This is a genomic window from Trinickia dinghuensis (assembly GCF_003367175.1).
Classification (GTDB): Bacteria; Pseudomonadota; Gammaproteobacteria; order Burkholderiales; family Burkholderiaceae; genus Trinickia; species Trinickia dinghuensis.
Window position 1 is genome coordinate 36,262 of record NZ_QRGA01000026.1, and the last position, 17,611, is coordinate 53,872.

14 protein-coding genes are annotated in these 17,611 nt (G+C 65.7%); 1 reads left to right on the plus strand and 13 read right to left on the minus strand.

Annotation, left to right across the window (positions count from 1 at the left end):
* Positions 1 to 50: 50 nt before the first annotated feature.
* The 4 genes from DWV00_RS31885 to secA form a co-directional block, all read right to left on the minus strand.
* Complete coding sequence (locus DWV00_RS31885; RefSeq protein ID WP_115537638.1) at positions 51 to 488, minus strand: NUDIX domain-containing protein; 438 nt, start codon at positions 486 to 488, stop codon at positions 51 to 53.
* Positions 485 to 1,354 carry an ATP-binding protein gene (locus DWV00_RS31890; protein ID WP_115537610.1) on the minus strand — a complete coding sequence of 290 codons (870 nt, stop codon included), beginning with the start codon at positions 1,352 to 1,354 and terminating at the stop codon, positions 485 to 487. Before DWV00_RS31890 ends, DWV00_RS31885 begins: the two co-directional genes overlap by 4 nt.
* A 96-nt stretch (positions 1,355 to 1,450) precedes the next feature.
* Positions 1,451 to 2,698, minus strand: coding sequence for a bifunctional glutamate N-acetyltransferase/amino-acid acetyltransferase ArgJ (gene argJ / locus DWV00_RS31895; protein ID WP_115537611.1), 1,248 nt, complete (start codon positions 2,696 to 2,698; stop codon positions 1,451 to 1,453).
* Positions 2,699 to 2,722: 24 nt separating this feature from the next.
* Positions 2,723 to 5,536, minus strand: coding sequence for a preprotein translocase subunit SecA (gene secA / locus DWV00_RS31900; RefSeq protein ID WP_115537612.1), 2,814 nt, complete (start codon positions 5,534 to 5,536; stop codon positions 2,723 to 2,725).
* 255 nt (positions 5,537 to 5,791) lie between these two features.
* Here secA and DWV00_RS31905 point away from each other — a divergent pair, with 255 nt between their 5' ends.
* Positions 5,792 to 6,277, plus strand: coding sequence for a DciA family protein (locus DWV00_RS31905; protein ID WP_115537613.1), 486 nt, complete (start codon positions 5,792 to 5,794; stop codon positions 6,275 to 6,277).
* A 58-nt stretch (positions 6,278 to 6,335) separates the two neighbouring features.
* On the opposite strand, the gene lpxC is transcribed toward DWV00_RS31905, so the two are convergent.
* The 9 genes from lpxC to murD all read right to left on the minus strand — a co-directional run bounded on the left by lpxC (position 6,336) and on the right by murD (position 17,598).
* Positions 6,336 to 7,253 (minus strand): UDP-3-O-acyl-N-acetylglucosamine deacetylase, encoded by a 918-nt coding sequence (gene lpxC, locus DWV00_RS31910; RefSeq protein WP_115537614.1) that lies wholly within the window; start codon positions 7,251 to 7,253, stop codon positions 6,336 to 6,338.
* A 699-nt stretch (positions 7,254 to 7,952) separates the two neighbouring features.
* Positions 7,953 to 9,158, minus strand: a complete 1,206-nt coding sequence (gene ftsZ / locus DWV00_RS31915) for a cell division protein FtsZ (protein WP_115537615.1) — start codon at positions 9,156 to 9,158, stop codon at positions 7,953 to 7,955.
* Positions 9,159 to 9,308: 150 nt separating this feature from the next.
* Positions 9,309 to 10,541 (minus strand): cell division protein FtsA, encoded by a 1,233-nt coding sequence (gene ftsA / locus DWV00_RS31925; protein WP_115537616.1) that lies wholly within the window; start codon positions 10,539 to 10,541, stop codon positions 9,309 to 9,311.
* A gap of 24 nt (positions 10,542 to 10,565) precedes the next feature.
* A complete protein-coding gene (locus DWV00_RS31930) occupies positions 10,566 to 11,327 on the minus strand; it encodes a cell division protein FtsQ/DivIB (protein ID WP_115537617.1) in 762 nt (253 codons plus the stop codon).
* 9 nt (positions 11,328 to 11,336) lie between these two features.
* The gene (locus DWV00_RS31935; RefSeq protein ID WP_115537618.1) at positions 11,337 to 12,278 is read right to left on the minus strand and encodes a D-alanine--D-alanine ligase; all 942 of its coding nucleotides are present in this window, start codon (positions 12,276 to 12,278) and stop codon (positions 11,337 to 11,339) included.
* A 10-nt stretch (positions 12,279 to 12,288) separates the two neighbouring features.
* Positions 12,289 to 13,680: a UDP-N-acetylmuramate--L-alanine ligase gene (murC, locus tag DWV00_RS31940; RefSeq protein ID WP_115537619.1), complete on the minus strand. Its 1,392-nt coding sequence runs from the start codon at positions 13,678 to 13,680 to the stop codon at positions 12,289 to 12,291.
* Positions 13,677 to 14,783 (minus strand): undecaprenyldiphospho-muramoylpentapeptide beta-N-acetylglucosaminyltransferase, encoded by a 1,107-nt coding sequence (murG, locus tag DWV00_RS31945; RefSeq protein WP_115537620.1) that lies wholly within the window; start codon positions 14,781 to 14,783, stop codon positions 13,677 to 13,679. Before murG ends, murC begins: the two co-directional genes overlap by 4 nt.
* On the minus strand, positions 14,780 to 16,072 hold the full coding sequence (gene ftsW, locus DWV00_RS31950) for a putative lipid II flippase FtsW (protein WP_115537621.1): 1,293 nt from the start codon (positions 16,070 to 16,072) through the stop codon (positions 14,780 to 14,782). The genes murG and ftsW overlap by 4 nt, the downstream gene beginning before the upstream one ends.
* Positions 16,069 to 17,598, minus strand: coding sequence for a UDP-N-acetylmuramoyl-L-alanine--D-glutamate ligase (gene murD / locus DWV00_RS31955; protein WP_115537622.1), 1,530 nt, complete (start codon positions 17,596 to 17,598; stop codon positions 16,069 to 16,071). The genes ftsW and murD overlap by 4 nt, the downstream gene beginning before the upstream one ends.
* Positions 17,599 to 17,611 lie beyond the last annotated feature (13 nt).

Sequence of the window (17,611 nt, forward strand, 5' to 3'; positions counted from 1 at the left end):
GTCCCTCCCCCGTTGAATCGACCGGCCGGGCCGCTCGATCGCCGGCCCCGTCAGTCGGCGGCCAGTAGCTCCAGCACGGGAATGGCCGCGGGCAGCAGCGGCGCCACTTGCACCGGCAGATGCTCCCAACTGAACGCCTGGCCTTCACGGCCGTGCAGCTCGCCCGTCCATCCTGTCACCTTGCAAAAGTGCAGGCGCACGTAGGCGTGCGGATAGTCGTGCTCGAGCGTGTGCCAACGATGGCAATCCGTGAGCACGATGCCGAGTTCCTCGTGCAGCTCACGCGCCAGCGCCGCTTCGACGGTCTCGCCCGCCTCGAGCTTGCCGCCCGGAAACTCCCAGTACCCTTCGTACGGCTTCCCGGCCGGCCGCTGCGCGAGCAAGTACCGCCCATCGGGACTCACGAGCACACCCACCGCCACTTCGGTAACGGGGCGCCCGGTCGGCGAGCGGTCAGCGGCATCGAGGCCGCTGGATTTCGCCGTCATGCCGCAGCCCTGCGGCCCGACCAATCGCGAGCGAATTGCCAAGCCACACGGCCCGAGCGCGACCCACGCTCCAGCGCCCAAACGAGCGCATCGCCGCGCGCGTTCGCGACGTCGTCGTCGCCGCATCCGAAATGGCGCAGCCAGTGGCCGACGATAGCGAGATAGTCGTCCTGCTTGAACGGATAGAAGCTCACCCACAGCCCGAAGCGCTCGGAAAGCGAGATTTTCTCTTCGACGACCTCGCCGGGATGGATCTCGCCGTCGGACGTGTGCTTGTACGACTCGTTGTCGCTCATGTACTCGGGCAGCAGATGGCGGCGGTTCGACGTCGCGTAGATCAGGACGTTGTCGGACTGTGCCGAGACCGAGCCGTCGAGCGCGACCTTCAGCGCCTTGTAGCCCGATTCGCCCTCCTCGAACGAAAGATCGTCGCAAAACACGATGAAGCGCTCGGGCCTCGACGCGATGAGTTCGGTAATGTCGCCCAGATCGTGCAGATCGTCCTTGTCGACTTCGATCAGCCGCAGGCCATCCTTCGCATGGGCGTTCAGGCAGGCCTTGATCAGCGACGATTTGCCGGTTCCCCGCGCGCCCGTCAGCAACACGTTGTTCGCCGGGCGCTTGTTCACGAATTGGCGCGTGTTCTGCTCGATCAAGTCCTTTTGGCGATCGATGTTCTGCAGGTCGGCAAGCGTGATCGCCGAGACGGCCGGCACCGGCTGCAGATAGCCGCGGCCCTGGCGCTTGCGCCAGCGAAACGCGACGGCCGCGGACCAATCGATGTCGGGCGCCGCCGGCGGCAGCATGCCTTCGAGACGGCCGAGCAGTGCCTCGGCGCGGGTCAGAAACTGTTCGAGTTTGTCCATGGGCGATGAGCGTTGGAAAGCATCGGGCGCCGCGGCGGACAGCGCGGTGCGATCGAAGTGCGCCGCGGCCGCAATGAAGCGGCCGCGTGCGTCAAGTCAAGAGCGGTAGTCGGCGTTGATCGACACGTAGTCGTGCGATAGATCGCAAGTCCAGATCGTTGCCTGCGCCGGGCCGCGGCCGAGCAGCACGCGAATCGTGATTTCGCTCTCCTTCATCACGCGCTGGCCGTCTTCTTCGCGATAGGCGGGGTGACGCCCACCGGCCGTCGCGACGTGAACGTCCCCGAGATAGAGGTCGATCTTCGAGACGTCGAGATCGGCGATGCCGGCATAGCCGATCGCGGCCAAGATACGGCCGAGGTTCGGATCGGAAGCGTAGAACGCGGTCTTCACGAGCGGCGAGTGGCCGATCGCGTAGGCGACTTGGCGGCATTCGCCTTCGTCCGCGCCGCCTTCGACTTGCACGGTCATGAACTTGGTCGCACCCTCGCCGTCGCGCACGATCAGCTGAGCCAGCGTTTGAGCCTGGCGCACCACGGCATCGCGCAGCGCCGCGTAGGCGGCCGTGCCGGTGGAGGTGATCGCCGGCAGGCTCGACTTGCCCGTGGCGATGAGGATGAACGAGTCGTTCGTCGAAGTATCGCCGTCGATCGTGATGCAATTGAACGAGCGGTTTGCGACGTCTTTGACGAGCGTGTCGAGCACGTCCTGGGCGACGGCCGCATCGAACGCGAGAAAGCCGAGCATCGTCGCCATGTTCGGCTTGATCATGCCGGCGCCCTTGCTGACGCCCGTGAGCGTGACCGTATGCCCGTCGATCGTCACTTGGGCCGACGTGGCCTTGGGCAGCGTATCCGTCGTCATGATCGCCTGCGCCGCTTCGTGCCAATGCGCGGCCGCGCGAGATTCGAGCGCGGCGGGCAAGCCGGCCTTGAGCCGATCGATCGGCAGCGGCTCGAGAATCACGCCCGTCGAAAACGGCAGCACCTGTTCCGGCGCGATACCGGCCAGGCGGGCCAATTCGGCGCAAGTCTCGCGCGCATGGGCAAGACCCGGCTCGCCCGTGCCCGCATTGGCATTACCCGTGTTGACGACGAGCGCGCGAATGCTCTTTGCGCCGTTCGAGGCGCTTGCCTGAGCGAGATGCTCGCGGCAGACCGTCACGGGTGCGGCGCAGAAACGGTTCGACGTGAACACGCCCGCCACCGTCGCCCCTTCGTCGACGGAAACGACGAGGACGTCCTTGCGGTTCGGCTTGCGAATGTTCGCCTCGGCAAAGCCGAGCGTCACGCCGGCGACGGGATGAAGTTGCGCGGGATCGATCGAAGGAAAATTGACGGCCATGGTCGTGGGTGAGTTCGGATCGGGTTAAGCCAGCTTACCGTGACACTGCTTGTATTTCTTGCCGCTACCGCACGGGCAAGGATCGTTGCGGCCCACCTTGGGCACGCCGCCGGGCGCCGCCGCCGTGGCCGAAGCAGCCGCCGCATGCGCGCCGTGGCTCATGGCCTGGCCGACCATCTCGGTCGCGGCATCCATCGCCGCTGCCGGTGCTGCAGCGGCTTCGGCATACTCGACGTGGCGGAATTCGACGTTCTCGAGCGGGTCGCCCTGCTCCTCGTATTGCTCCGTGGCCTCTTCGAGCTGCTCCGGCGATTGGATCTGAACGTTCATGACGATGCGCGTCACTTCCGTCTTCACGATGTTGAGCAACGCCTCGAACAGTTCGAACGCCTCGCGCTTGTACTCTTGCTTCGGGTTCTGCTGGGCATAGCCGCGCAGATGGATACCCTGGCGCAAATGATCGAGTGCGGCCAGATGTTCGCGCCAGCAGCGGTCGAGCGTTTGCAGCATCACCGACCGCTCGAACGCGCTGAAGGACTCGCGGCCGACCAGCGCGACCTTCGCCTCGTAAGACTCATCGGCCGAGCCGATCACGGCGTCGACGATGTCGCCGGAATCGAGCGACTGCGACTCGTTGATCATCTCCTGCACCGCGAGATCCAACTGCCAGTCCTTGCGCAACGCCTCTTCGAGTTCGGGCGCGTTCCATTGCTCCTCGATACTGGCCGCCGGAACGTATTCATGCACGACATCCGTGACGACCGCATGACGCATGGCCGTAATGGTCTCGGTGATGTCGTGCGCTTCGAGCAGTTCGTTGCGCTGCTGGTAGATCACCTTGCGCTGATCGTTGGAGACGTCGTCGTATTCGAGCAGTTGCTTACGGATGTCGAAGTTGCGGGCTTCGACCTTGCGCTGCGCCGATTCGATCGAACGCGTGACGATGCCCGCTTCGATCGCTTCGCCCTCGGGCATGCGCAGACGGTCCATGATCGAGCGCACGCGGTCGCCCGCGAAAATGCGCAGCAGCGGATCTTCGAGCGACAGGAAGAAGCGCGAGGAGCCCGGATCGCCTTGACGGCCCGCACGGCCGCGCAGCTGGTTGTCGATCCGGCGCGACTCGTGCCGCTCCGTGCCGATGATGTGCAAGCCCCCAGCGGCCTTGACTCGATCGTGCAGCGCCTGCCACTCGCTGTGCAGCGCTTCGATGCGCCGCGCTTTTTCATCGGCGGGAATCGATTCGTCGATTTCGATCAGCGAGGCTTGCTTCTCCGCGTTGCCGCCGAGCACGATGTCGGTCCCGCGGCCGGCCATGTTCGTCGCGATGGTGATGCGCTGCGGCCGCCCGGCTTCCGCCACGATGCCCGCTTCGCGGGCGTGCTGCTTGGCGTTGAGCACTTCGTGCGGCAGGCCCGCTTTCGTCAGCAGATCCGACAGCAGCTCGGAATTCTCGATCGACGTCGTGCCGACCAGCACGGGCCGGTCGTGGTCGTAGCATTCGCGGATTTCGCGGATGACGGCGTCGTAGCGCTCCTTGGCGGTCTTGTAGATCTGATCCTGACGGTCGATCCGCTTCGGCGGACGGTTCGTCGGGATGACGACCGTTTCCAACCCGTAGATTTCGTTGAACTCGTACGCTTCCGTATCGGCCGTGCCGGTCATGCCCGACAGCTTCGCGTACATGCGGAAGTAGTTTTGGAACGTGATCGATGCGAGCGTTTGGTTCTCGCTCTGGATCTTCGCGTGCTCCTTCGCCTCGACGGCCTGATGCAGCCCGTCCGACCAGCGGCGGCCCGCCATCAACCGGCCCGTGAATTCATCGACGATGACGACTTCGCCGTTCTGCACGACGTAGTGCTGATCGCGGAAGAACAGCGTATGGGCGCGCAGCGCGGCGTACACGTGGTGCATCAGCGTGATGTTCTGCGCGGCGTAGAGGCTTTCGCCTTCGCCGATCAAGCCCCATTCGGAGAGCAAGCGCTCGGCCTTCTCGTGGCCCGACTCCGTGAGGAACACCTGGCGGCCCTTTTCGTCGAGCGTGTAGTCGCCCGGCTTTTCGACGCCCGTGCCGTCCGCCTTTTCCTCGCCGATCTGCTGCTCGAGCAGCGGCGGCAGCGCGTTCATGCGCACGTACAGCTCGGTGTGGTCTTCGGCTTGGCCGGAGATGATGAGCGGCGTGCGCGCTTCGTCGATCAGGATCGAGTCGACTTCGTCGACGACCGCGAAGTTCAGCGAACGCTGCACGCGCGAGCCGGTCTCGTAGACCATGTTGTCGCGCAGGTAATCGAAACCGAATTCGTTGTTGGTGCCGTACGTGATGTCGGCCGCATACGCCTGTTGCTTCGACTCGTGGTCCATCTGCGACAAGTTGATGCCGACCGATAGACCGAGGAAGTTGTACAGCTTGGCCATCCACTCCGCGTCGCGCTGAGCGAGGTAGTCGTTCACCGTCACGACGTGCACGCCGCGCCCCGACAGCGCGTTCAAGTAGGCGGCCAGCGTGGCGACGAGCGTCTTGCCCTCGCCCGTGCGCATTTCGGCGATCTTGCCGTAGTGCAGGACCATGCCCCCGATCATCTGCACGTCGAAGTGGCGCATCTTCAGCACGCGGCGGCTCGCCTCGCGGCAGACGGCGAAAGCTTCGGGCAGCAGCTTGTCGAGCGACTCCCCGCTCGCGACGCGCTGGCGGAATTCATCCGTTTTCGCGCGCAGTTGGTCGTCCGTCAATTGCTCGATTTGCGGCTCGAGCGCATTGATCACCGCGACGGTCTTTTGATACTGCTTGACGAGACGCTGGTTGCGGCTGCCAAAGATCTTTTGGAGAAAACCGGTGGTCATCGGGTCGAGTATGCGTCGCGGCTTCGGCCGGACACCCGCGCGGCGGCTCGTTGGGACGCCACGGCGGATGACCGGATTCGGATAGCCTCGGCGGCTTATTCCATGAGTGAATTCGAATCGCGCATTTTAGCACGCGAGCCTTAATCTACCGTGTCGCCCGCCAGGGGCCGCGGCTCGCCCGGATGAGACGCGGCAAGCGGCATGCGCGGGATAAAGGCCGCATACCGTCCAAGCACGGGCAGGTACAATCGCACCATGAGCCGCTTTTCGTCCTTTTCGAAGTTCGCCGCGCCGCGCCGGCCGCAAGCCGTCGCCGAAGTGCTCGGGCGCACCGACGCGTTCGCCGCCCTGCGCGCCGGCGTGGAGCAGATCGCCGCGCTCGAGCGCGACCTCGTGCAGCTCTTGCCCGATTATTTGTCGGCCAACGTCGAACCGGGCTTCATCAAGGACGGCACGCTGACGCTGTTCGCGGCGCACAGCGCGCTGGCAGCGCGTTTGCGCCACGTGGAGCCGCGCCTGCTGTCGGAGCTGCAGCTGCGCGGCTGGCCCGTGCGCGCGCTCGCCATCAAGGTGAGGCCTCGGGCCGTCGCGGAGCCGCCGGCGCCCAAGCAAGCCCGCATGACACCGGTCGGCGCCGCGGCGCTGCAGGCGCTGAGCCGTTCGCTCGCCCCCTCCCCGCTGCAGGTGGCCCTGGCCAAGATGGCCGCTCGTCACGGAAAACCTGTCGACGAAAAAAAATGAGCGGCCCGCGAGCCGCTCATTTCGATACGTCCGATCTTTCCGATATTTCGCCCGCCCGTCAGGCGAACGCCGTCTGCGCCTCGTAACCGAAGCCGCGCGGCGCGTGCTGCGCGTCGTCGAACGTCAGCACTTCGTACGCATCCTCGTGCGCAAGCAACTCGCGCAGCAGCGCATTGTTCAGGCCGTGGCCCGATTTGTATGCCGTGTACGAGGCCAGCAGCGGATGGCCGACAACGTAAAGATCGCCGATCGCATCGAGCATCTTGTGCTTGACGAACTCATCGTCGTAACGAAGGCCGTCGTTGTTCAAGATGCGGTATTCGTCGAGCACGATCGCGTTGTCCATCGTACCGCCGCGAGCCAACCCGAGCTCGCGCAGCATCTCGACTTCGTGCGCGAAACCGAATGTACGAGCACGCGCGATTTCGCGGACATACGACGTCGTCGCGAAATCGACTTCGAGCGCCTGCCCCGTCTTATCGACGGCTGGATGGTGGAAATCGATCGTGAATTTGAGCTTGAAGCCGAAATACGGCTCGAGGCGCGCAACTTTGTCGCCGTCGCGCACTTCAACGGGCTTGGTCACCTTGATGAATTTCTTCGCCGCGTTTTGCTCTTCGATCCCGGCCGATTGCATCAGAAACACGAACGAAGACGCACTGCCGTCCATGATCGGAATTTCTTCGGCCGTGACGTCGACGTACAGATTGTCGATACCCAAGCCGGCGCAGGCCGACATCAGATGCTCGACCGTCGACACGCGCGCGCCGTCCTTCTGCAGCACGGAGGCAAGACGCGTATCGCCGATCGCCAGCGCCGAAGCCGGAATGTCCACGGGCGTCGCCAAATCGATGCGCGAAAACACGATGCCGGTGTTCGCGGCAGCGGGGCGCAGCGTCAGTTCGACCTTGCGTCCAGAGTGCAGGCCGATTCCAACGGTTTTGACGATCGATTTGATAGTGCGTTGCTTCAACATGGTTCCGTTCACTCGATTGCTATTTTCAATCGGTATTTTTCAGTTCATAGCAGTAAGTATACTCTATCCGGCGCAAGCCTTCATTTCACCGGACGTATCAATCTGTTTCCCCCGATTACCGGAATCGATGGGACAAGGCCGGTGGCCGGAACGGAGGCGTTCCCGGACACCGGCCCGTAATGGACCGTCACAAAAAACGCGGCGCCTGCGTTGCCGCAGCGCAACACCAAGCGCGGTCCGACCGCCCGGGGTCGAACCGAAATGCGGCGCGCAGGAGACCGGGCAAGCGATATGAGCCGTCTCGCTTGCCGATCTTTTCGAGCAGCGCTCGCTCCGGCGCATCTTGCCCGCGATGCGCCGAACACCCGTCCGCACCTCGCCCGCGCTCATGCCGGGACCGATTCTACGTCGTTCCGGCCGAGCACCGCACGCGCGCGGTCAGCGGCTCGCCCGCTGCCAAATCCGCCTGTCGCAAACCGGGGCTTTTGCGTGCGCGCGGTCCATCGCACCCGCACGCGCCGCGCCGCCCGCTCTCGGGCGCGCCGACAGCCGATCCACCCGCGCCGCTGGCGCGCTGCGGGTCCCGGCCGCACCCGGTCGCAGGGCAGGACGAAGCCGCCTGACGCCGTTGCCGTTCATGATCCCGTCCTTCGTCGGCGCCGGCGCACGAGGCGCCCGCGCGACGAACGCACCGCTCGCTTAGTCGGCCTGCTTGCGCAGGAACGCCGGGATGTCGTACGTGTCGACGCCCTTTTCCTGCAGCGCCTGCACATGCGAAGCCGCCGTCTCGCGCGAGTTGCGCCACACTGCCGGCGTATCGAACGCGCCGTAGTCGGCCGTGTTCGCTTGCGTCGACTGCGGGGTGTAGCCGTGCTGCATCACAGGCTGGTTGTCCGTGCCCGTGCGCAGCAGCGTCATCGGCGCGGCTTGCTGCTTTTTCGCCGCACCGGCTGCCGTGCGGCCGAGACCCGTCGCCACCACCGTGACGCGCAGCGCATCGCCCATCGCGTCGTCGTAGACCGCACCGAAGATGACCGTCGCGTCTTCCGCCGCGTAGCTCTTGATCGTGTTCATCACTTCGCGCGTTTCCGACAAGCGCAGCGAGCGGCTCGACGTGATGTTCACGAGCACACCGCGCGCACCCGACAGATCGACGCCTTCGAGCAGCGGGCTCGCGACGGCCTGTTCGGCCGCCAGACGGGCGCGATCGACGCCGGCCACCGTGGCCGTGCCCATCATCGCCTTGCCTTGCTCGCCCATCACCGTCTTCACGTCTTCGAAGTCGACGTTGACCAAACCATCGACATTGATGATTTCGGCAATGCCGGCCACCGCGTTGTTGAGAACGTCGTCCGCGCACTGGAAGCACTTGTCCATCTCGGCGTCATCGCCCATCACCTCGAACAGCTTGTCGTTCAGAACGACGATCAGCGAGTCGACGTGATCCTCCAGTTGCTGCGAACCTGCCTCTGCCACGCGCATGCGCTTGCCGCCTTCGAATTCGAACGGCTTGCTCACGACGCCCACGGTCAGAATGCCCATCTCCTTGGCGATCTGCGCGACCACGGGCGCCGCGCCCGTACCCGTGCCGCCGCCCATGCCGGCCGTGATGAACACCATGTGCGCGCCACGCAATGCATCGGCGATCCGCTCGCGCGCCTCTTCGGCCGCCGCACGTCCCATCTCCGGCTTCGCACCGGCGCCGAGCCCGGTGTTGCCGAGCTGAATCACGTTGGGCGCGCGCGAACGCGACAACGCTTGCGCATCGGTGTTCATGACGACGAAATCGACGCCCTGCACCCCTTTGCTGATCATGTGCGTGACGGCATTGCCGCCTGCACCGCCAACACCCACCACCTTGATGATGGTGCCGTTGGTTTCCGTTTCCAACATCTGGAATTCCATGTTGCCTCCGTCAAGAAAAATTCCTGCTCATCGGCCGTTACTCGGCGAAGGATCGGGCAACCCTTCGCCGCGCGCGAGCCGCCGGCACCCGCGCTTTCACTGCCCGCCCGAAACGCATCCGAAACGATGCGCGCACGGCTTTCCCAAAAATCAAAAATTGCCCAAGAACCAGTCCTTCATGCGCGAGAAGACCTGCCCCATCGAGCCGGACTGAACCGCCACCTTGCGGCCGCGCATCCGTTGCGACGAGCCTTCGACGAGCAAACCCATCGCCGTCGAATAGCGCGGATTGCGCACGACGTCCGCAAGGCCTCCCGCGTATTCCGGCACGCCGATGCGCACCGGCTTCAGAAAAATGTCTTCGCCGAGTTCGACCATGCCCGGCATCATCGAAGCACCGCCCGTCAGAACGATGCCGGAGCTCAAGAGTTCCTCGTAACCCGACTCGCGCACGACTTGATGCACGAGCGAGAACAACTCTTCGACGCGCGGCTCGATCACGGCCGCAAGCGCCTGGCGCGACAGTGTGCGCGGACCGCGTTCACCGAGGCCCGGCACCTCGATCATTTCGTCCGGATCGGCGAGCGCTTGCTTCGCGATGCCGTAGCTGACCTTGATGTCTTCCGCATCGGGCGTCGGCGTGCGCAGCGCCATCGCGATGTCGCTCGTGATCTGATCGCCCGCGATCGGAATCACGGCCGTGTGGCGAATCGCGCCTTCGCTGAAGATCGCGATGTCGGTCGTGCCGCCGCCGATGTCCACGAGCACGACGCCGAGTTCCTTCTCGTCTTCCGTCAACACCGCCAGCGACGACGCGAGCGGCTGCAGGATCAGATCGTTGACCTCGAGCCCGCAGCGCCGCACGCACTTGACGATGTTCTGCGCGGCGGACACCGCGCCCGTCACGATGTGCACCTTCACCTCGAGGCGGATGCCGCTCATGCCGATCGGCTCGCGCACGTCCTCCTGCCCGTCGATGATGAATTCCTGCGTGAGGATGTGCAGCACCTGCTGATCGGTCGGGATGTTGATCGCCTTGGCGGTCTCGATCACGCGCGCGACGTCGGCCTGCGTCACCTCTTTATCCTTGATCGCCACCATTCCGCTCGAATTGAAGCTGCGAATGTGGCTGCCCGCGATCCCCGTGAACACGTTGGTGATCTTGCAGTCGGCCATCAACTCGGCTTCCTCGAGCGCGCGCTGGATCGACTGCACCGTGGCCTCGATGTTCACCACGACGCCTTTTTTCAGACCCTTCGATTCGCTTTGCCCGAGCCCGATCACTTCGTAGTGGCCCTCGCCGCGCAATTCAGCCACGACCGCCACGCACTTGGCCGTGCCGATGTCGAGGGCAACCAGCAGATCCTTGTAGTCTTTACTCATAGCGTGCTCATTGCGTGTGATGTGTTACTTCGCCGCGGGTTTGCCCGCGGTCGCATTGCCGATGAAGCGCATCCCCGCGGCGCGAATCGCAAAGCCGTTCGGATAGCGCAGATCCGCGTATTCGATGTCCTTACCCCAGCGAGCCGTGAGCGCCGCCCACGCCGCCGTCAGCCGCTGGCTGCGCTCGGCGAGCGTTTGCGGGTTGCGTTCCCGGCCGTACTCGATCTGCGTGCCGTTCGAGAGCTTCACCGTCCACGCGTAGCGCGGCGACAGCGTCACTTCGTCAGGCGTCCCGCCGAGCGGCGCCAGCCACTTCTTGAACTCGAAGTAGCGGGCGACGACTTCCTTCTCCGTCCCGTTCGGCCCGTCGAACGAGGGCAAGTCTTGATCGAGCTCGCCCTGGTTCGCCGTGAACAGTTCGCCGTCGACGCTCACGAGCTGATCGGTGCCCCAGGTACCGAGCGGCTTGTATTCCTCGAGCGTGACCGCGAGCGCGTTCGGCCAGACACGGCGCACGCTCGCGCGCCGGACCCACGGCATTTGCTCGAACGCCTGCCGCGCGCTATCGAGATCGACGGTGAAGAAATTGCCCTTCAGATGGCCAACGACGCTTGCGCGCACCGTCGGCGCATTGATGTGCTCGGTATCGCCGCCGATCGCGATCGTATGCAGCGCGAACGCCGGCCGCTGCATGAGCCAAAAGCCGCCGGCCGCCAACAGCGCCACCGCCAACAGCGCATAGAGCGCGTTGGCTGCGAGGTTCAGTTGGCGTACGTTGTTCCACATGGCCGTCGATCAATCCTTCAGCGTCAGCGCCAGCACGCCGACCACCAGTTCCTGATAGCTGATGCCGACCGAGCGCGCCGCCTTGGGCGGCAGCGAGTGGTCGGTCATGCCCGGCGCCGTGTTCACTTCGAGGAAGTAGGCATTGCCGTCCCCATCGAGCATGAAATCGGCACGCCCCCAGTCGGAACAGCCCAGCACCTCGAAGGCCCGGCGCGAAAGCGCCTTCAAACGCGTTTCCTCTTCCGGCGCGAGGCCGCACGGAATCAGATACTGCGTGTCGTCGGCGACGTACTTCGCGTGGTAGTCGTAGAACTCGCCGGCCGGCACGATGCGGATGATCGGCAAGTCGAGATCGCCGGCGATGCAGGCGGTGTACTCGCCGCCGCCTTCGATGCTCTTCTCGACGACGACGATCTTGTCGAACTTCGCCGCTTCCTCGAGCGCGGCCGGCAATGCGCCGGCGCTCTTCACCTTGATGACGGCCACGCTCGAACCCTCGCTCGCGGGCTTCACGAACAGCGGCAAGCCGAGTTTCGCGACGATGTCGCCGGCTCGCGCCGCATAGTCGTCGCCGCGTATCACGGCTTCGAACGGGGGCGTCGGCACGCCGAGCTGCTGCCAGACGAGTTTCGTGCGGAACTTGTCGAGGCCGAGCGCCGAGCCGAGCACGCCCGTGCCCGTGTAGCGAATGCCGTAGAAGTCGAGCGCGCCCTGGATCTGGCCGTTCTCGCCGTAGCCGCCGTGCAGCGCATTGAATGCGCGCACGAAGCCTTCGTCCTTCAGCGCCGACAGCGGACGCTCGGACGGATCGAACGCATGCGCGTCGATGCCGGCATCGCGCAGCCCTTTGAGCACGAGCGAGCCCGACTTGAGCGACACCTCGCGCTCGGCCGATTCGCCGCCTAGGAGGACGGCCACTTTGCCGAATTGTTTCGGATCGATGGTACTCATCGCTATGCCTTCATACTTTCAGTTCTTGAGCGAGGCGGCCCGGCACCGTGCCGATCGAGCCCGCCCCCATCGTGATCACCACGTCGCCGTCGCGCACGAGCGTCGACAGCGCCCGCGGCACCTCGTCCACCGTCTCGACGAACGCCGGATCCACCTTGCCCGCCGCGCGAATCGCGCGCGCGAGCGCATTGCCGTCGGCCGCCACGATCGGCGCCTCGCCGGCCGCGTAGATTTCCGTCAGGACCAGCGCATCGACGCTCGACAGCACGCCGACGAAATCCTCGAAACAATCGCGCGTGCGCGTGTAGCGATGCGGCTGGAACGCGAGCACGAGCCGCTTGCCCGGAAACGCGCCGCGCGCCGCCGCGATCGTTGCCGCCATCTCGACCGGGTGATGCCCGTAATCGTCGATCAACGTGTAGCTGCCGCCGCCGGCCACGCGCATCTCGCCGTAGCGCTGAAAACGCCGGCCGACACCCGTGAATTCCGCCAGCGCGCGCTGGATATCGGCATCGGCGATCTCGAGTTCGGTGGCGATCGCGATCGCGGCGAGCGCGTTTTGCACGTTGTGCGTGCCGGGCATGTTCAGCACGATGTCGAGCGGCGCCGAGCCTTCGCGGATCGCCGTGAAGTGCATCTTTCCCTCGCGCGCGAACACGTTGACGGCGCGCACCTGCGCATCGGGCGCGAAGCCATAGCCGATCACCGGCTTCGAGACGAACGGCAAAATCTGGCGCACGTTCGCGCAATCGACGCAGAGCACGGCGATGCCGTAGAACGGCAGCCGGTGCGTGAATTCGATGAACGCCTGTTTGAGCCGAGCGAAATCGTGCCCGTAGGTATCCATGTGATCTTCGTCGATGTTCGTGACGACTTCGATCACGGGCAGCAGATTGAGGAACGACGCATCCGATTCGTCCGCTTCGGCGACGATGAAATCGCCCGTGCCGAGGCGCGCGTTGACCCCGGCGCTCGTCAAGCGGCCGCCGATGACAAATGTGGGATCGAGCCCGCCCGCCGCCAGCACGCTCGCGACGAGGCTCGTCGTCGTGGTTTTGCCGTGCGTGCCCGCGATCGCGATGCCCTGCTTCAGGCGCATGAGTTCGGCGAGCATCACGGCGCGCGGCACGATCGGAACGTGCTTGCGGCGAGCGGCCAGCACTTCGGGGTTGTCGCTGCGCACGGCCGTCGAGACGACAACGGCATCCGCGCCTTCGATGTTCTGCGCGTCATGCCCGATCGCGATGCGCGCGCCGAGCGAGGCGAGCCGGTCGGTCGAGGCGCTGCGGGCGAGATCGGAGCCGCTCACGCGATAGCCGAGCGTGACGAGCACTTCCGCGATACCGCACATGCCGGCGCCGCCGATGCCGACGAAGTGAATATGTTTGACGATGTGTTTCATGACTTTCCTTCCTGGCGCGCGAGCGCCACGGCCGCGCAGACCTGCGCGACGCGATCGGTGGCTTCGGGCTTGGCCAGCAGGCGCGCGCGCTCGGCCATCTCGGCAAGCGTCTCGCGCGTCTGGCTGCGCAGCCAATCCGCTAGGTTCTCCGGCGACAAATCGCGCTGCTGCACGAGCACGGCGGCGCTTTGCGAGGCCAAGAATTCGCCGTTCGTGGTTTGGTGATCGTCCACCGCGTGCGGGAACGGCACGAACAGCGCCGCAACGCCCACGGCCGCCACTTCGGCCACCGTCATGGCGCCGGAGCGACAGATGACGAGATCGGCGTCGCCATAGGCGGCGGCCATGTCGTCGATGAACGGCACGAGGCGCAGCGCCTCGCCGGGCTCGAACCCGGCCTGCGCGTAGTTGGCGCGCAGCGCGTCGATGTGCTTCGCCCCCGCTTGATGGATCACGTGCGGCCGTTCGTCCCCACCGAGCAGCGCGAGCGCGCGCGGCACGCACTCGTTCAGCGCCGCGGCGCCCAGGCTGCCGCCGACGACGAGCACGCGCAGCGGGCCGGTACGGCTCGCATAGCGCGCCTTCGGCGCTTGCGCGTGACACAGTTCGTCGCGCAGCGGGTTGCCGGTCCATTCGGCGCCGGGCAGCGTGTCGGGGAACGCGACGAGCACGCGCCGCGCGAGCTTCGCGAGCACTTTGTTCGCGAGCCCGGCGACGGAATTCTGTTCGTGCAGCACGAGAGGACGCCCCGTCAGCGCCGTCATGATGCCGGCGGGAAACGTAATGTAGCCGCCCATGCCGAGCACGACGTCGGGCTGCACGCGCTTGAGCACGCGCGCGCTTTCCAAGCATGCGCGCAGCAGATTGATCGGCAGCATCAGCTTCGTCTTGAGACCTTTGCCGCGCAGCCCGCCGAAGCGCACGTACTCGATCGGCACACCGTGCTTGGGCACGAGCGACGCTTCCATGCCGGACGGATTGCCAAGCCAGACGACGCGCCAGCCCCATGCGCGCATGCGATGGGCGACCGCGAGCCCCGGGAATACGTGTCCCCCGGTGCCGCCGGCCATGACCATCAGCGTGTGCTGGGGCGTGGTGCTCATACCTTCCCTCCCCGCATCAGCACCCGATTCTCGTAATCAACGCGCATCAGCACGGCCAAAGCCACGCAGTTGAGCACGATCCCCGATCCGCCGTAGCTCACGAGCGGCAGCGTCAGCCCTTTCGTCGGCAGCAGGCCGAGATTCACACCCATGTTGATGAACGTCTGCGCGCCGAACCACAAGCCGATGCCCTTGGCCATCAGGCCCGCGAACGTGCGGTCGAGCGCAAGCGCCTGCCGGCCGATCTCGAACGAGCGGCGCACGATCCAGTAGAACAGCAGAATCACGATGAGCACGCCGACGAACCCGAGTTCCTCGCCGATCACGGCGAGGATGAAGTCCGTATGCGCCTCGGGCAGGTAGTTGAGCTTTTCGACGCTGCCGCCGAGCCCGACCCCGAACCACTCGCCGCGGCCGAAGGCGATCAGCGAGTGCGTCAATTGATAGGCCTTGCCTTGCGCGTAGCGATCGTCCCACGGGTCGAGGTACGCGAAGATCCGCTCGCGCCGCCACGGCGACGCCCAGACAAGAATCGAAAACGTGCCGACTGCCGTGGCGACGAGGCCGCCGAACAGCTTGCCGTTCACGCCGCCGAGGAACAGCACGCCCATCGCGATCGCCGCGACGACCATGAACGCGCCCATGTCGGGCTCGAGCAGCAGCAGCGCGCCGACGACGCCAACGGCGAAGCCCATCGGCAAGAAGCCCTTGGCGAAGCTGTGCATGTGCTCCTGCTTGCGCACCGTGTAGTTCGCGGCATAGATCGTGACCGCGAGCTTCATGATTTCCGACGGCTGCATGTTCATGAGGCCGAGCGGAATCCAGCGGCGCGCGCCGTTCACACCCTTGCCGATGTGCGGAATCAGCACGAGCACGAGCACGAAGAGCGTGAGCAGGAAGAGCTTGGGCGCGTATTTATCCCAGACCGAGATCGGGATCTTGAACACGACGATCGCGATGGCCGAGGCAAGCACGATGGAGATCACGTGGCGCATCAGGAATGCGTACGTGTGATAGGACGCGTACTTGGGCGAATCGGGCATCGCGATCGACGCCGAGTAGACCATCACCACGCCGAGCCCGAGCAACGCGATCACGACCCACAGCAGCGCATGGTCGTAATCGAGCATGCGCGAGCGCACCGGGCGCATTCCGCTGACGGCGCTCGCGAGCCCGCCCACGCCGGACGAAGCCGCCTTGCCGCCGCCGCCCGTCTTGACGGCCGGCTTGCCGCCCGCCGCCGCATCGCGTTGCATGAGACGTGAGCCGAAACGGTCAGTCCAACTCATAGCATCGTCCCCCGCTCTGCCGCGATCTCCTCGACCGTGCCACGGAACACGGCCGCGCGATGCGCGTAGTTGTCGAACATATCGAGGCTCGCGCAGGCCGGCGACAGCAGCACCGCATCGCCGGGCTGCGCGAGCGCCGCGGCCGCGCGCGTCGCGGCCTCGAGTGTCGGATGATCGGCCAGCACGACGCCGGTCCCGGCAAGCGCCTCGCGAATGCGCGGCGCGTCGCGGCCGATCAGCATGACGGCGCGGCACCAGCTCGCCACGGGACGCACGAGCGGCTCGAAATCTTGCCCCTTGCCGTCGCCGCCGGCGATCAGCACGATGCGCTGCGCGAGCCCGTCGAGTGCCGCGACGGTCGCGCCGACGTTCGTCCCCTTGCTGTCGTCCACATAGTCGATGCCGTCGATCGATGCGATCAGCTCGACGCGATGCGGCTCCCCGCGGTATTCGCGCAACCCGTGCAGCAGCGGCGCGGCCGGCAGACCGATCGCACGCGCCAGCGCGAACGCGGCCAGCGCGTTGGCCGCGTTGTGCAGCCCGCGAATGCGCAGCGCGTCGGCGGGCATCAAGCGCGTCATCGCGAGGTCGGCGGGCGCGGCCGCCTCTTGGCGGCGGCGGCGCGGCGACGCCGCTTCGTCCGACGGCTCTCGCTCGCGCGCCTGCACGAGCCAGTTGATGCCGTTTTCGCGCACGAGCCCGCAATCGCCCAAGCGCGCCGGCTCGTTCAAGCCGAACGTGACGTACGACGCCGGCGCATCGCCTGCTGCTTGTGCCCGCGGCGCGAGCGCCATCGTGCGGGCATCGTCGCGATTGAGCACGCGCACGGTGCCCGGGCCGAAGATGCGCCCTTTCGCCGCGGCATAGGCATCGAGCCCGCCGTGCCAATCGAGGTGATCCTGCGTGATGTTGAGCAAGGCCGCCGCGTCGGGGGCAAACGTGTGCGCCGTCTCGAGCTGAAAGCTCGACAGCTCGAGCACCCAAATATCGGGCAGCGCCGCGCCGTCGATCGCATCCATCAAACGGTCGAGCATCGACGGGCTGATGTTGCCGGCAACCGCCACCTTTTTGCCGGCGCGCTCGCACAGTTGCCCCGTCATGCTCGTCGTCGTCGTTTTGCCGTTCGTACCCGTGATCGCGACGACTTTCGGCGCGTAGCCGCTCTCGCCGAGGTGCCGGAGGGCCTGCGCGAAGAATTCGACTTCGCCCCAAACGGGAATGCCGCGCTCCCGCGCGCTCGCGATAAGGGGAACGAGGTCTTGCGCGAGCGGCGAAAGTCCCGGGCTCAGCGCGACGAGTTCGATGCCGTCATCGAGCAGCGCGGGCGTAAAAGCGCCGCCGACGAACTGCGCCTCGATCCCGTGCGTTTCGAGCGCGCGCACGTTCGGCGGCGCCTCGCGCGTATCGGCGATGCGCAAGCGGCACCCCTGGCGCGAACACCAGCGCGCCATCGCGAGGCCCGATTCACCGAGCCCCAGCACGAGCACCATCGGCCTTTGCCGATCTCGAAACGTCTCGCCGAACATCGCTTGCTTTCCC